Raw genomic sequence first — 13,772 nt, 5'->3', positions numbered from 1 at the left:
TTACGAAAGCCTTGGTTCGTGAGACGATTCATAAGAGGCATATGCCTTTTTTGTACAGTTTTTAATCCACATGCCAGTTCCGCTTGTAACTTGTAAGCGACATGGTTTTGGTTGATTTAACATAAACAGGTTTGGAATGAGAGAATCCTATGGTGTTCGGGTTTCTCATTCAACGTGCAAAACAATAAATACTCTTTGTAAATCAATGTGATGTGTTTTAACAAAGACGAATTGTTTATAGATCCGCATGGATGAAGAATCTTCGTCTTTAAAAGTGGTGAGAGAAAATCATCAGCCCTATTTTTTCATAAAGGGCATGAGAAAAGTGTTTCATAAGAATTTTATACGATAAGAATTATACGGTAAAAAAGAGAGTCTTTTGACATAAGAGTCTTGATCGTTTGCGGCTATAACCTGTATTGTGTACACAGATACTTCTATCATTTTTTGCTGTAAAAGCTTCTCTTGGGATATTAAAGGGTATAATCTTTATGGAAAAAAGAATCCGAGCAAGACAAAAGGCTTATTTCAAAAGATTATATCGCAAGATTGCTTTTGTTTGCATAATACTTTTTTGTATAGTGTTTTTGTGTTTTGTTGTTGCAAAGGTGGTTAGTTATTTTTCTTCTCATAAAAAAGTAACACAACAAGCACCCGTTGAATTGGTTATTCCTGTTTTTGATCTACGCGTATATTGCAAGGAAATTGCTGCTTCCGTTATGCCCGATATGAAAAGAGAGGTTTATCAGCATTGTCTTAATTTGGAAAGTGAGGCCTATTTTGCTATTCGTGAAATGTGGGATAAGCTTTCTGATAGTGCTAAAAAACAATGTTTGACGAGGGTCCGTCCTGGGGATGGAAATTATTTTCTCTTACGAGACTGTTTTCTGAATGAAAGAGAAAATAAAACAGGCAAAAGGCGCAATTACTTTTAAGTTTTTATACGGAAAGTTAAAAAGATGCGAATTTTGATGAAAAGATAAAAACCCCTTAAATTACGATCTGCCTCGAGACCAATAGAAATTTTATTTATCTTTTTATATCGCACTTCTTATTTAAGGTGTGGCGACATAAGGCATGGATGCTTCCTTGAAATGTTTAAGGAGGCGTGGTGGAGTTTTAGGAGGATTTGTTGCGCTTTTTTAAGGGAAATAACGAGTGTGGGAAATCCATTTCGTAATGGTTCTGGTGAATGGTATAATGGTAAAGCCCTCATGAAATGTATAAAATTTATAAAGCAAGTTCATCTTTATGGTTTAAAAAAGAGTAAGCCGGTACTATCTCACACTTTGCTTGCTCCCAATGGTGCCTCTCGACAGCCCTTTAGCCTTAGAGACGGTTCATAAGAGGCACTTTTTTATCGTTTTTACTCCACGCAGGTTTTCCCACATGTAACATGCAAGAAAAAGAGATTGATTCAACAGCAAACAGATTGAGGATGAAAAATCCTACGGTATTAATTTTCTTACTCAACACAAAAAATATGAATTATCATTACAAATCAATTTAGTGTATGAATTTTATAAGTATTTTCATTGTTAACAGACCAGTGTGATTTGAGAACCTTCATTCTTTGAGGGTGTAAGTCAATAGACATGACAAAAATGAGTAAAAAAACATTCCTTTTATAAACATTTACGGCTTCTTCATGCGTAAAGCGCTGTGCTGGGTTTAAAAATGTGCTTGTTTTATAATTCTAGTTTTCTTTATCAGAAAAGATAAGTAAGGAAATACGTTAGGCCATTCTTATTGATAGGCTTTGAGGAGGGTATTTTTTTGAGAAGAAGCTGATTTTTAAAAAAGTGTGACATATTGGTCGTTTTTTTCATAATTTGATATTTTTTTGTATTTAAATATTTTGTTTTTAAGCTCAATTTGTTATAAATAAAAACTGTGATTAACTTAAAAACTCTATGGGTTAAAATAAAAATTGATAGTATCATTGACTTGTTTGGGAAAGAAGATTGATCTCTTGGTGATTATAGGGCTTGAATAATACTTCGTGTTAATCTATCTATAAAAGTTAAGAGGTTTTGTGAGGCGATCGTGGATTATCGCTCGCAAGGGGTTGCTTTAGCGATGAAGAGAGGCTATATTTATAAAATAAAGAGGTTCGCGCAGTGACTCGTTGGGATGGAAGTGCTTGTGAGTTAAATGCACGAGGGGGTAGAGGATATCGGCGTTTTTAGGAGCGGTGGTTTTAGAGCAAAAAAGGAAGCTTATACTATTCTCTGGCAGGAATTTTTTCTTTGTCAGGTGTGTTATATGTGTGTTTTTCCTTTTTGTTTTCCACAAGATAATTATTTTTTTAGTGAAATATGGTTTATTTTAAAAAAAACACTTGGCATTTTACGTGAACATCATTAGGTTTCTGCTGTTTGACAGAGAAAAAGGGAATTTTTGATTTACGATTTCCCTGCTGTTTTGTGATTTTCAAGAAAATATATGCTTTTATCAATATCAGTAGGGTTCGTTTGAGTGAAATAAACGCGGATAGCTTGATAATCGTATGTTAAACATGATCAGCATTATCAAAAGATAATGCAATGAGGAAGCGTCAATTAAGACACACATAAGACAAACACTCCAAAAAGGGATAAAGATGAGGCCACAACAAAATAGACGGGTACGCGGTCGCAATAATAACAATAATGGTAATAACAATAATAATCGTCGCGGTCCTAATCCGTTGTCTCGCAATTATGAAAGTAGCGGTCCGGATGTTAAAATTCGCGGGAATGCTCAGCAAATTGCCGATAAATACATAAGCCTTGCGCGTGATGCACAAGGTGCAGGCGATCGTGTTATGTCGGAAAATTATTTACAACATGCCGAGCACTATTTGCGTATTATTTTAGCAGCAACTGGGCAAATGTCTCAATCGGTTCGGCGTGATGAAAATCGTGGTGATGAAAACGAAAATCGTGATGAAAACAATGGGCAAGAATGCGGTGAAATAAATCTTGATGGTGAAAAAAAGGATGCTGTCGAGGGTGATACAGATGTATTACAAATGTCGTCGCAAAAAAATGGCAATAGCCAATATGATAAAGCGCAAAATGGGGATGCGCGTGAAAACGCTTTAGAGGCTCTATTGGATGAAAAAACAGATCAAGAGCACTGCCTCTCTGAGAAAAATGTTGAACCTGTCAAAAAAATACGTCGTTCTCCTCGTCGACGTACTGTACGGACTCAAGATGAATCATCTCTTGAGCTTTCACTTACAACAGCAGAAAACTCTAGCAATGGAGATGCATCAACAGCAACAAAAACAGCAACAAAAGAGGATTCTTCTTTGCCTGGATTAGGTGAGGGGATACAGAGAAAACCACGCCGTCGCCGAGTGGTCAATCTTGAGGCAGAGGAAAATGTTTAAACCTGAAGGGTGCTGTGTAAGCCCGCTTGTGTGGTGATGTTATTGGCATCATGATAATAAATTATAATATGCTCAAGAAGCTTCTTGCGCTTTCCTTGAGTTTTCATGGGGCTGTATCAGAAACTTAACGAAGGCTGTTGACAGAAAAGATTGCCTCTTTGCTGAGATTTAAGTAAGGGGATATAGAGAAAACCACATCCGTGTATTTTAAGAGGCAGTTCTTTTATGAAGAACGCAATGTCGTTGTTTTATTTAATTCACACTTATATTTAATATTGTTCAATGTATTTATGCCCATTTCGCGTTGGTATTCATGAATTCTATTATGTGAAATTCATCGGCTATCTTTGCTTAATAAAAGATGTAAGCTGGGCGTTATTGCTTTAATTTTCAATGTTGCAACAGTTCTTCTTTTGATACCGGATCATTCATAAGAGGTATTTTATTCATCGATTTCCTTGCTAGGATATGTGAGGAAATGATTTTGATGAGCTTCATCATAAATAGATTTGAGATGAGAGAATCTTACAGTATTTGAGATTCTCGTTTGACATGCAAAATAAATCATCAATATAAATTAATATGTTGAATTTTTACACTCAAGAAGAGCTATTTCTTGCACGTTTATTAGCTTTTCCCAAGTGATGTCAGTTTTCTTAAAAATGGGAATGCGTTGACAGAAAGGTTGCTTCTTTTCCAAGATTTAAGTGAGGGGATACAGTAAAAAACGCGCCGTCGCCCGTGTGGATAAATTTGTATAAGAAAGGAATAAAAATGGCTCTTATGAACTCTCTCTCTAGCGCCAAGGATTGTCAGCAACACCCACGCGCTGGCAAAGCGTGTGATAATGCCGGCTTGCAGAAAATGTTTAAACCTTCAAGGATGCTATGTCAGCGCTTATTGATGTTAGTTTGCTTAATGAGGCATTATCTTCGCTCTCTCTTTTGTTGTTTCAATAGAAAGAATGGAGACAAGTGCACCGGTGCGATAATTGTAAATCATAAATTTTGTTTGTCCATCAGGGGTTAAAACTTTCAGTACAATATTGTGTTCTGAGAGGCTTTGCGACAAAATCTGTGTTTTTTCCGGTAGAGAGAGCGTATGATGGATAACGTGTGGGTTTTTGCTGAGAGAGGAAGATAGCTCTGTTTGTTTTGGCGCTGATCCGGTTGTTATCACTTTATAAACAATTAAAAACAGTACGGTTAGAATAAGGAAAAGCGTTATTAAAACGGAAATAATCATTAAACCCATAAGTTTTTTTCTTACTCGTTCTACAGCAGGGTCTAAAGGGAGATCTTGAGGCAGAGAATTTTGCTCTGTGTGATGGTCTTTTGAAGGTTGCATTCGCTTATTATCCATCATGTCTTTCATTGATTATTTTTTTGAGATCTGATGGGTTTATGCTTTTAAAGTTTTTTGTGCAAGAGGTTTGTGGAAGAAGAATGCAAAAGAGGAAGCGATGTTGGTAAAATATCTTCTTTCTGGACTGTAGACAGCTTGTCCTTTACGTTTTGGCTTTTAAGCAGGAAATTTCCATGGTTTGTTACAGACCAGATCAAGTTTACTTCTTGTTGATGTAAATTGGGGTGTACGTTTATACATTGAGCAAAAATTTGTTGTCCATAAAGTGCAAACTTTTTTGTGGACGGGACCATGGACTGTTCACAAGCTTGAGCCGTGGGATAGATTTTAACCATTGTATTGTTCGAATAGCAACTATTAAAATCATCTGTACATGAAACTAATAAGAGGATAAAAACAAGGGGATTCATCAATTATTTTCCAAATGACAGGTTGACAGCGCGGACTCCAATTTGTCAGCTTAGGGGCTTCTTCACTATTAAACGGTTTTAGAGTTTTTTAGTTCCCCTTTGAGATTTTATTCTATAGTGAATTAATCAATGTCATTGGCTTGCACGTCATAAAAGGCTGTGTGTGGGCTTTATGTTGGTGAGTAATATTTGAAAAAAGACTGAAATGCCTCTTATGGAGGCTCTCAAAGGTCAATGGCTGTTGTAACATGAGAGACAAATAGTATGATGATGCTCAGCTACTACTTTTATGAAGTGAAAAGAGGTATGAAGGTAAAGAAGGATGTGGGGTAACAAGGGGCGGTTTTGATGGTTCACTTTACGGGGGCTATTATATCTTATTTACAGATACTGTTTTGAAATGAGCGTGGATACACTAGGAAATATTAAAAAGTGCGTGAATGGAGGGACACAAGTGTATTCTGTTTTAGGATGTCCTATTGTACCTGAAGAGGATATCTCCATTAAAGAATGCGATAAATAAAAGCATAAAATGTGTAATTTCATCAGTTAATTGTTGTTGTCGTGGATGCTTTAGTCCCGTAAAGCTGGAGAGTGATGATGGATGTTAGCTTTACTCCTTGAAATTTCATATTCTGCCAAAATAAAATTATATACGCATTGCAAAAATTACACAAAAGAGATGGGTAATAGGCTCGCTTTTATTTTGCATATAAAAGCTGAAACGGTTTGCTCTATATCGTTTTGGTTTCTGTTTTAAAATATGCCGGTTATATGAGGGATGGAAGTTGATTGAAAGCGGGAATGGATTTTATGTGGCCTTCAGTTCTCATCGTTAAGGTTTTGGGGAACTATTGGGGGACAATAGAGGTTGGTTTAAAGAGGTTGGAAAATATCTTTGTGCTTAATAAACAGATGAGACATTTTGCTAAAAAAGGGGAAACTTCTCTTGTTCATTGTTTAAAATGCTCTTTTAAGAAAAAATATCAAAATAAGTATCAGGAACAGAGAGGCAATAGACAATTCCTTCTTGTGTCAATTTGAGGGAAGCTGAACCATTCACGGAAATGGGAACGATTTTTTCGAGAACGGCACTACCAAAACAGGCTTTTTTATTGTTTGTGGGAGGGATGCCGGATTCAAAATTTTCATGCCAAGTGATGATAAGTTGTGTTTTGCCATTCAGTTTTGTTTTGATTTCACAGCGTACACAGATGCTCCCTTTTTCTTGGGAAAGAGCTCCAAAAGAAAGAGAATTGACAATCAGTTCATGAAAAGCCAAACCAATATGCAAAGCGGCATTGGGAAAAAGATAAGGATCTACGCCTTCAAGTGAAAAACGTTCTGTTTCTTTCATAAAATAGCCTAAAGCCTGCGTTTGGACCAATTCGCGAAATTGAGCACCACGCCAATCAGAATCAGTGATCAGATCTTGAGAATGAGAAAGAGAATGAAGACGACCTTGAAATTTGCGTAAGAAAACCTGAAGAGATTCAGTATAGCGGGCGGTTTGGCTGGCAATACTTTGAATGATCGCTAGAAGATTTTTAGAACGGTGACTGACCTCGCGAAGAAGGATTTTAAGCACTTGTTCACGGCGGCGTAAACCGGAAATATTAACACCGGTGGTGATAATCCCAATAATGTCTCCGTTATCATTACGATGGCAATCAATAGAAAATTTGTACCAAATCTCTTGTTTATTTGTATCTTCAAAACGTGCTTCAACAGTTTGCATTTTGCCACTGGCTAAAACTTGCAGTTTGATGGTTTCCATATTGTCTGCAAGGTCAAGCGAAAAAAAGTCGCTGTCACGACACCCAACCCGCCATTTATGGTGCAAATGGTGTGGCAAGTTTTCAGCCCATAAATAAACCAGATTTGTTGCCTGATAGAGAACACAAATATCAGCACCACGAATCGCTTGCATGAGCGCACTCATATGAGATCTATCCATGGGAGGCTTTGAAAGAGGCGTAACGATCATAATTTTAAGATGTTACTCTGTTCTAAGCCGCTTTAGAAGCATTCTCTTGAAAAAATAAAGCTTGGGAAATAAGCGCTTTCACCATATCAGGATTAAAAGGTTTGGTCACTAAAAAAGTTGGTTCTGGACGCTCGCCGGTCAGTAGCCTTTCGGGAAAAGCCGTGATGAAAATCACCGGTATACGGTCATTTTTCAAAATCTCATTGACTGCGTCAATACCTGAACTGTTATCGGCTAATTGAATATCAGCCAAAATCAACCGTGGTTTTTTCTTATGATACATAATGACAGCTTCATCACGCGTGCGCGCTATTCCTACAACATGATGACCTAAGCTTTCTACCATTTGCTCAATATCAAGCGCAATAAGAGGTTCATCTTCAATAATCATTACTTCAGTGGCAATTTGTTGAGAAATATCAATGGATGCTTGGTTGAGCAGCTTACGGAATTCTTTCGTATCCAGATTCATGATTTCGCTGGCTTCTTGTTCATGAAATCCTTCAACGGCAATGAGCAAAAATGCTTGGCGTGCACGGGGCGTGAGATAGGATAATTTGGCACTGGTTTTTTGTTCAAGACCAAATTGGGGCAGGGGGTCAGGGATGTTTGGTGTGGTTTGGTCAAAAAGATGGCAAAAAAGCCAATAGGTACCAATTCGGTCAGTGGATGCTTTGGGAAAAATGGAGATGTCGGCAATGAGTGCTTCCAACATCGCTGAAACATAAGCATCGCCAGAGGATTGGCTACCGGTGACAGAGCGGGCAAAACGCCGAAGATAGGGAAGATGCGGGGCAATGCGCGTTGATAATGACATAATTTATAACTCCTTTGACCTTTCAAGCATTTTGTTGGTTGAAATTCTCAACAGATAAAAAAGTTCCTTGATTTGTATGGAACTTTTTACCGACAGCTATATTTACAACCATAAGGCGAAAAATTCTTCGCGGTGCTATTAGTAATATATGGATTAGGGGGATGAAAAATGAACGACCGTGATGAAAAAAATCTCACCACACAATTTAGAGTTGGAGATGATCTTCTCGGGGTCAATAGCGAAATAGCACGGAAGTTACGTCAATTTTACATGGAAATTCAAGAAGAAGCACTGCCACGGTGTTTGCTTGAGCTTTTAGAGAAGTTGGAGCGCGCAGAGCAATTTGGCTTAAACAATGTGGAAAAGGTTTGAATCCTTTATGTCAAAGTGCGCGAAAAACTTTAAAAAAGAACTCCTTTCTGTGTTGCCGGCTTTACGAGCTTTTGCTGTTTCTTTAAGTGGCAAGCACGATAAAGCCGAAGATTTGGTCCAAGATACTGTTATGAAGGCATGGGCTAAGCAAGATAGTTTTGAGATGGGAACCAATCTTAAAGCTTGGCTTTTTACCATTTTGCGCAATGAATTTTACAGTCAAATGCGTAAAAAGGGAAGAGAAGTTCAAGATACCGATGGCGTGTTTACTCAAAATGTCGCTGTTCATCCTGCTCAATATGGATCACTTGATTTGCAAGATTTCAAAAAAGCCTTAAATTTGCTTTCTGCCGATCAAAGAGAAGCCATTATTCTCATTGGCGCATCGGGATTTTCTTATGAAGATGCTGCGGCTATTTGTGGTTGTGCTGTTGGAACCATTAAAAGCCGTGTGAGCAGGGCGCGTAATCGATTACAAGAACTTCTTAAAGTAGATGGTGAGTCTGATTATGGTCCTGATTCTTATTCAGCTGGAAGTACATTGTGTTCATTTAACGGCTAAAAAAGCATAATAATTATGATCGATAGCCTTGTTTTTTTTATTCCCGTTATAGCTATTACAGTAAAGTCAGTATCTGAGGAAATTCAGAGTGTTTGGCGTGTATCCTTAGGAACACAAGAAAAGCCTGTATAAACTTTCCCACGGGCTTTAGGTTTTATGTTCCATAAGGTTGCCTTCCTTTGTGCTGAAAAATGACGACTTTCAAGTTCGCCAATGGACATTCTATGACAACAAAAACAAATTTGATGCCTCAAATGCCTTCTTCTGATGCAACGATATCACGCTGGCGGTGGGGTGCGATTGTTGTTTCTCTTGTTATGGCTCTTTTGGCATCGGTTTTTATTATGTTGCTTTCAAATGCCGTTGATCGAGAAGTCGCACAGTTGAATACAAGTTCAGAATTGCGCGAACAGGCTGATTTGGTCCTTATTAGCTTGATTGATATGGCTGTTGCTGACCGCAGCTATGCAAAAACGCGCAAGGCGGAAGATAAAATACGTTTTGAAAATGCAGAGCGGGAGTTGGGGAATATTCTCGACTATATCGCACTTATTGTTTATGCGCATCCGCAGTGGTATAAATGGTTTACGGCTTTTAAAGAAGAGGTTGAAGCACGAAAAGCCTTTATGAATGCCCATATGCGTGCTCTTGATGCGATTCCTGAACAACCTTCTCATGCGGACTCTTTCGAAGTATCAAAGATTCCTGTAGCACGTTTAGCTCAATTGATGACAAGCTTTATTAATGGGGATGATGTGGTGCGACAAAAACAGCGTGAGGGTATCGCATTGATGCGGGCGGCTTTGACATTGGCGGCTATTGTTTCCGTTGTGAGTACTTTTATTTCTGCCTATTTTGTTATTAATCGTTTTCATCGTGATGTGCGCTCTTTAAAATTGTATCAATTGCTGCTTCATAGCGAAAATATCGCTCTGGAAGCCCGCGTGAAAGAACGAACACAAGAATTAGAAAGAGCACGCAATCACGCTGAAAAAGAACGCCAACGGGTTGAAATATTATTGCAGGATGCAAGCCATCGCATTGGCAATTCTCTTGGGACGGTGTCTTCTTTGCTGGGGCTCCAGTTAAACCGGAGCAAAAATGAAGAGGTACGTTCTGTTTTAGGAGCTGCGCGTGATCGTATTCAGACAATTTCTACAGCACATCGTCGTTTGCGCTTAAGTGATGATATGGAAACGACTTTTTTGGCAGAGTTTCTCAGTTCTGTTGTGCATGATGTCGAATTGGCAGTCCCTTTTGAATTGCGTGAAAACATCGCCATTCACACAAACTTTAAAGATTGTCGCCTGTCTTCAAGAGATGCGACAACACTTGGAATTATCCTTGGTGAACTGCTGACAAATTCCTTAAAACATGCCTTTCCTGATCAACGGTCGGGTCATATTTATATTTCTTTTGGTCCCCAGAAAGATGGACAATTGATGCTCATTGTAGAAGATGATGGCGTGGGAATGAAAAGCCAAACTTTAGAACAAAAAACAGGACTTGGTCGTGTGGTCGTGGAACAGCTCTGTATGCAATTTGGTGAGAAACCTCTGTTTGAAACTTCTGCTTTAGGAGGCACAAAGATTATCATTCCTTTGCCAAAACTTAGCATGAATAGTTCAAAAAAAAGCTCTGACTGATTTTTTTAAGAGATAAATTCTTTACTCTCTGCTTGTTCGTTTTAATAAAAATGAGAAAAAATATAACTTAGATGACGCGAACACAGCACCATTCATATCAGATTGTCAATTGTCTTCAAGAGAAGCAACATTGCTTCTTTATCTTTTGGTCTCTTTGTTTTTTGCTTTGCTGACTCCGATTATCGGCTTTCAAAATTCTCCTGTTGTTGTATGCTTTATAGCTTTGAAGTACTTGAGTTAAAATTTAAATTTATTTTGAATAAAAGCTCCTTTAAACCGATAATACTTATATTAGTAAGCTCTATTTCTTTGTGAAGAGATTGTTTTTTCAAATTTTGTTATTTTTTGTAAGGCATGTAAAACTTTAAATATGTGGTGTTTTTGTAAAAGTGTGTAACGAATATTCTTAAGGATAACTTGCTCATAAAGTTTATGAAACACTGTCCTTTAGGGCTATGAACAGCATAAGCATTCAACAGGTGAAATCTCTTCAACAAAAAGTCGGGTTGTTTATAGAATGATATGGATTTTAGAATCTTCGTTCTTTAGAAAAACTCACCTTTGATTTGAGATTTTATTGCATGGCAAATAAGGACGGGCTATCGTTTTGATAAAATAAACAATAAAGAGTTAGCCTTTTTTGGTTTCATATTTTACACTTTTCTATTGTGCGTAAACCTGAAAAGGGGAGGGCGTTTTATTTTTAATCATTGTTATGCGACCTTGGGTGGTGGCATATTTCGGCAAATTCTTTATAGATATTTAAAGTGCGGAAATCTCTTTAAGAAAAATAAGCGCTAAAGCATATTTTTAGATGTTTTGAGTCGTAAAAATGCAGATGCTTTTATGCTTTAAGTTTCTTCGGAGGGTGTTATCGGGCTGTTGATCAAGGCATCAATATTGTTTTTTTCTTGTAGGAATGTTTGTAGGTCTTGATTTGTTAAGGCTTTGCTATCCGGTATACGGATGCGCATGGGATCAACTTTGACGCCATTGACAATGATTTCAAAATGACAATGGGGACCGGTTGCCATTCCTGTTGTTCCAACATACCCAATGATTTGTCCTTGTCGTACTTTCACGCCTGGTTTGATGTCTGGTGCATAACGGCTTTGGTGTGAATAACTGCTGACATATCCATTGGCATGTTGAATTTCCGTGTGATTTCCATAGCCACCTGTTACACCTACTCTTGTGACAATACCATCTCCTACAGCAATAATGGGTGATCCTTTAGGAGCAACCCAATCAACTCCCGTATGCATGCGAACATAGCCTAAAATAGGATGTTTGCGTGGACCAAAGGGGGAGCCAAAAATCCCATTTGGTGTGGGTTTGCGCAGCAAGAAAGGCTTTGAACTCCTCCCTTCAGAATCATAATAATCAACGCTTCCATCTTTTAATTGATAACGGTAATATTTATAAGTTGTATTTCCAAAAGTTGCGCTAATATAACGAATTTCTGGATCAGTGTTTTGGGATGCTTCCTTTGCTTTCAAGTTCTTTTTGCCATTTTGGTTTTCTTTATCGCTTTGTGGTACAGCATAAAATATTTCGATCTGATCATTGGGTGTTATCAGACTTTTCATGTCAATATTGGTGGCTAGCAGACGAATAAGACGATGAGAGAGAGATTGTGATATATTATGGCTTAGCAAAGCACTATAGAGTGCATCATAAGCCGTTGGTAATTGCGCACTATTGATATAAGAATGCGGAATACCATTTTGAAAAGCCGTTTTAAGTGCTTTAGACATTTTAGGCTCTGTGCTTTCAATGAATTGGCCTTTATCATTCAGGGCAATGGTGAGAATATGATGCATCCCTTGATAGATACTTGCGCGTACGAGATGATCTTCTTCACCAGCTTGTGTCACGATACCAATGCGTAAAAGGCTTCCCTCTTTAAGGGAATCGGAAAGGCTTATTTTTTCTAGCGTTTTTACAACCTGGTCAATTTGCTTTTTTGTATAACTGGTTTTTTTGAAAGCATCGGCTATCGTTTGTTTTTTACGAATAGGAATAATATCTTCAACATAGTTTTTCGTCAGATCGATACGGTGACTTTGAGGAGAAACGGTTACATTTTCTTGAACGATTCGAACTTCAGGGGATTCTGTGCCTTGGGAAGGGGAGGATACATCTTCTAATTTTAAAGGATCAATCAATGTGAGAACTGAAAGAAGTTCGGAGCTCTTTTCTAAAGTAAATCCAGCTTTTTGCACTTCTTGTTGTGCCTCTTCATCTGTCAATGTGTCGCTGTCATCAAAATCGAATTGATTTACCTTAAAATCATAGCTGCGTAAGGTGAGTTTTGTTTCAACCTTTGCACCGTAAATCTGCCCAGAATCTTCTTGTGGTGTGATATTTTGATTTTTAGAATCACTGGCAAGAATGCTTAAAGAATCAAATTTTGGATAACTATATTTCTGGGGGCGATTTTCGGCTAAAGCCATACGAATCCATTCAAAATGTTGTGTTTGAATGACTTTTTCATCGCCTTTTTTTTGTAGAATCGATAGTTCAAATTGACGTTTTCTGTCAAAGCTTTGCCTTGCATGGGTGGGAGAAATACGATCACCTTTATAGCCATTGGCCTCAGGGTCTTGTGATTCTGATAGGTTTTCTTGCGTAAACCATTGTGGCGGTGTTACCAATCGCTGTTGTTCATCAAGAGCCGTAAAAAGTGCAATCCCCATAAGAATGCAGGAAGTGATTCCTGTCAGAATGGTTCCCGTAAGCCAACGAGCAGAAACCTGTCGGCGCGCAGGCCGCAAGCGCTTGACGACAAGAGCAGGGTCTTGTCCAGGATCGTTTTTTTGTTGTTCGTTATCCCACATAGATTTATAAGAGTACTTTTCAATATTAAATAAAGAAAGCTAGATAGATAGCTTAGCATGCTTCTACAGGAATTTGATTCTTTTTACAAATTACAGATCATGCGATTCTCTTTATACAGCAATGTCTTTATAAATCGTATCTGCGCAGAAAATTTTCTCTATTAAAGTAGTATAAAACAAGCGTTATTGTGATTAACTCATTCCTAGGCAACTTCCTATTTTTATGCATTGCAATGGGGTGCTATATTTTACTTTAAAGGCGCCATGCTCTCTTTGAACTCCTTGCTGTTTTCATGTTTTATTTTTATGAAGGCAGATTTTTCCTATAATTGCTTGTTGCCAATAATGTCTTGAAATAGGATTTTTTGTTCAATATTTTATTGGTATTGTTTTGGGC

11 protein-coding genes are annotated in these 13,772 nt (G+C 37.8%); 6 read left to right on the top strand and 5 right to left on the bottom strand.

Annotated features, from left to right (window positions below; genetic code table 11):
- The first annotated feature begins 491 nt into the window (after nt 1-491).
- From ACFIJW_RS03480 to ACFIJW_RS03470, 3 genes are all read left to right on the top strand, one after another.
- Nucleotides 492-935, top strand: a complete 444-nt coding sequence (locus tag ACFIJW_RS03480) for a hypothetical protein (protein WP_375633300.1) — start codon at nt 492-494, stop codon at nt 933-935.
- Between the two features lie 225 nt (nt 936-1,160).
- On the top strand, nt 1,161-1,346 hold the full coding sequence (locus tag ACFIJW_RS03475) for a hypothetical protein (RefSeq protein ID WP_375633299.1): 186 nt from the start codon (nt 1,161-1,163) through the stop codon (nt 1,344-1,346).
- A gap of 1,256 nt (nt 1,347-2,602) precedes the next feature.
- Nucleotides 2,603-3,376 (top strand): DUF4167 domain-containing protein, encoded by a 774-nt coding sequence (locus ACFIJW_RS03470; protein ID WP_375633298.1) that lies wholly within the window; start codon nt 2,603-2,605, stop codon nt 3,374-3,376.
- Nucleotides 3,377-4,291: 915 nt separating this feature from the next.
- Here ACFIJW_RS03470 and ACFIJW_RS03465 read toward each other — a convergent pair.
- The 4 genes from ACFIJW_RS03465 to ACFIJW_RS03450 form a co-directional block, all read right to left on the bottom strand.
- Nucleotides 4,292-4,741 (bottom strand): hypothetical protein, encoded by a 450-nt coding sequence (locus ACFIJW_RS03465; protein ID WP_375633297.1) that lies wholly within the window; start codon nt 4,739-4,741, stop codon nt 4,292-4,294.
- A gap of 44 nt (nt 4,742-4,785) precedes the next feature.
- Nucleotides 4,786-5,151: a hypothetical protein gene (locus ACFIJW_RS03460; protein WP_375633374.1), complete on the bottom strand. Its 366-nt coding sequence runs from the start codon at nt 5,149-5,151 to the stop codon at nt 4,786-4,788.
- Between the two features lie 973 nt (nt 5,152-6,124).
- On the bottom strand, nt 6,125-7,138 hold the full coding sequence (locus ACFIJW_RS03455; RefSeq protein ID WP_375633296.1) for an HWE histidine kinase domain-containing protein: 1,014 nt from the start codon (nt 7,136-7,138) through the stop codon (nt 6,125-6,127).
- 22 nt (nt 7,139-7,160) lie between these two features.
- Complete coding sequence (locus ACFIJW_RS03450) at nt 7,161-7,955, bottom strand: response regulator (protein ID WP_375633295.1); 795 nt, start codon at nt 7,953-7,955, stop codon at nt 7,161-7,163.
- 168 nt (nt 7,956-8,123) lie between these two features.
- On the opposite strand from ACFIJW_RS03450, the gene ACFIJW_RS03445 reads away from it, so the two are divergent.
- The 3 genes from ACFIJW_RS03445 to ACFIJW_RS03435 all read left to right on the top strand — a co-directional run bounded on the left by ACFIJW_RS03445 (nt 8,124) and on the right by ACFIJW_RS03435 (nt 10,535).
- Nucleotides 8,124-8,327, top strand: coding sequence for a NepR family anti-sigma factor (locus tag ACFIJW_RS03445; RefSeq protein WP_375610684.1), 204 nt, complete (start codon nt 8,124-8,126; stop codon nt 8,325-8,327).
- Between the two features lie 7 nt (nt 8,328-8,334).
- Nucleotides 8,335-8,889, top strand: coding sequence for an RNA polymerase sigma factor (locus ACFIJW_RS03440; RefSeq protein ID WP_375633294.1), 555 nt, complete (start codon nt 8,335-8,337; stop codon nt 8,887-8,889).
- 224 nt (nt 8,890-9,113) lie between these two features.
- On the top strand, nt 9,114-10,535 hold the full coding sequence (locus ACFIJW_RS03435; protein WP_375633293.1) for a sensor histidine kinase: 1,422 nt from the start codon (nt 9,114-9,116) through the stop codon (nt 10,533-10,535).
- An 851-nt stretch (nt 10,536-11,386) separates the two neighbouring features.
- Here the strand turns inward: ACFIJW_RS03435 and ACFIJW_RS03430 are convergent.
- Nucleotides 11,387-13,375: a M23 family metallopeptidase gene (locus ACFIJW_RS03430; RefSeq protein ID WP_375633292.1), complete on the bottom strand. Its 1,989-nt coding sequence runs from the start codon at nt 13,373-13,375 to the stop codon at nt 11,387-11,389.
- Between the last annotated feature and the right edge of the window lie 397 nt (nt 13,376-13,772).

Origin of the sequence: Bartonella sp. MM97QHHN (assembly GCF_042194285.1) — a bacterium.
Lineage (GTDB): Bacteria > Pseudomonadota > Alphaproteobacteria > Rhizobiales > Rhizobiaceae > Bartonella.
Note: the sequence above shows the minus strand (reverse complement) of the source record. Positions and strands in the feature narration are given on the sequence as shown.

What these genes read in the sequence shown, in the direction of transcription:
- ACFIJW_RS03455 (WP_375633296.1), bottom strand. Translation starts at nt 7,138, where the DNA reads ATGATCGTTACGCCTCTTTCAAAGCCTCCCATGGATAGATCTCATATG.
- ACFIJW_RS03480 (WP_375633300.1), top strand. Translation starts at nt 492, where the DNA reads ATGGAAAAAAGAATCCGAGCAAGACAAAAGGCTTATTTCAAAAGATTA.
- ACFIJW_RS03430 (WP_375633292.1), bottom strand. Translation starts at nt 13,375, where the DNA reads ATGTGGGATAACGAACAACAAAAAAACGATCCTGGACAAGACCCTGCT.
- ACFIJW_RS03450 (WP_375633295.1), bottom strand. Translation starts at nt 7,955, where the DNA reads ATGTCATTATCAACGCGCATTGCCCCGCATCTTCCCTATCTTCGGCGT.
- ACFIJW_RS03460 (WP_375633374.1), bottom strand. Translation starts at nt 5,151, where the DNA reads ATGAATCCCCTTGTTTTTATCCTCTTATTAGTTTCATGTACAGATGAT.
- ACFIJW_RS03470 (WP_375633298.1), top strand. Translation starts at nt 2,603, where the DNA reads ATGAGGCCACAACAAAATAGACGGGTACGCGGTCGCAATAATAACAAT.
- ACFIJW_RS03465 (WP_375633297.1), bottom strand. Translation starts at nt 4,741, where the DNA reads ATGATGGATAATAAGCGAATGCAACCTTCAAAAGACCATCACACAGAG.
- ACFIJW_RS03445 (WP_375610684.1), top strand. Translation starts at nt 8,124, where the DNA reads ATGAACGACCGTGATGAAAAAAATCTCACCACACAATTTAGAGTTGGA.
- ACFIJW_RS03440 (WP_375633294.1), top strand. Translation starts at nt 8,335, where the DNA reads ATGTCAAAGTGCGCGAAAAACTTTAAAAAAGAACTCCTTTCTGTGTTG.
- ACFIJW_RS03435 (WP_375633293.1), top strand. Translation starts at nt 9,114, where the DNA reads ATGACAACAAAAACAAATTTGATGCCTCAAATGCCTTCTTCTGATGCA.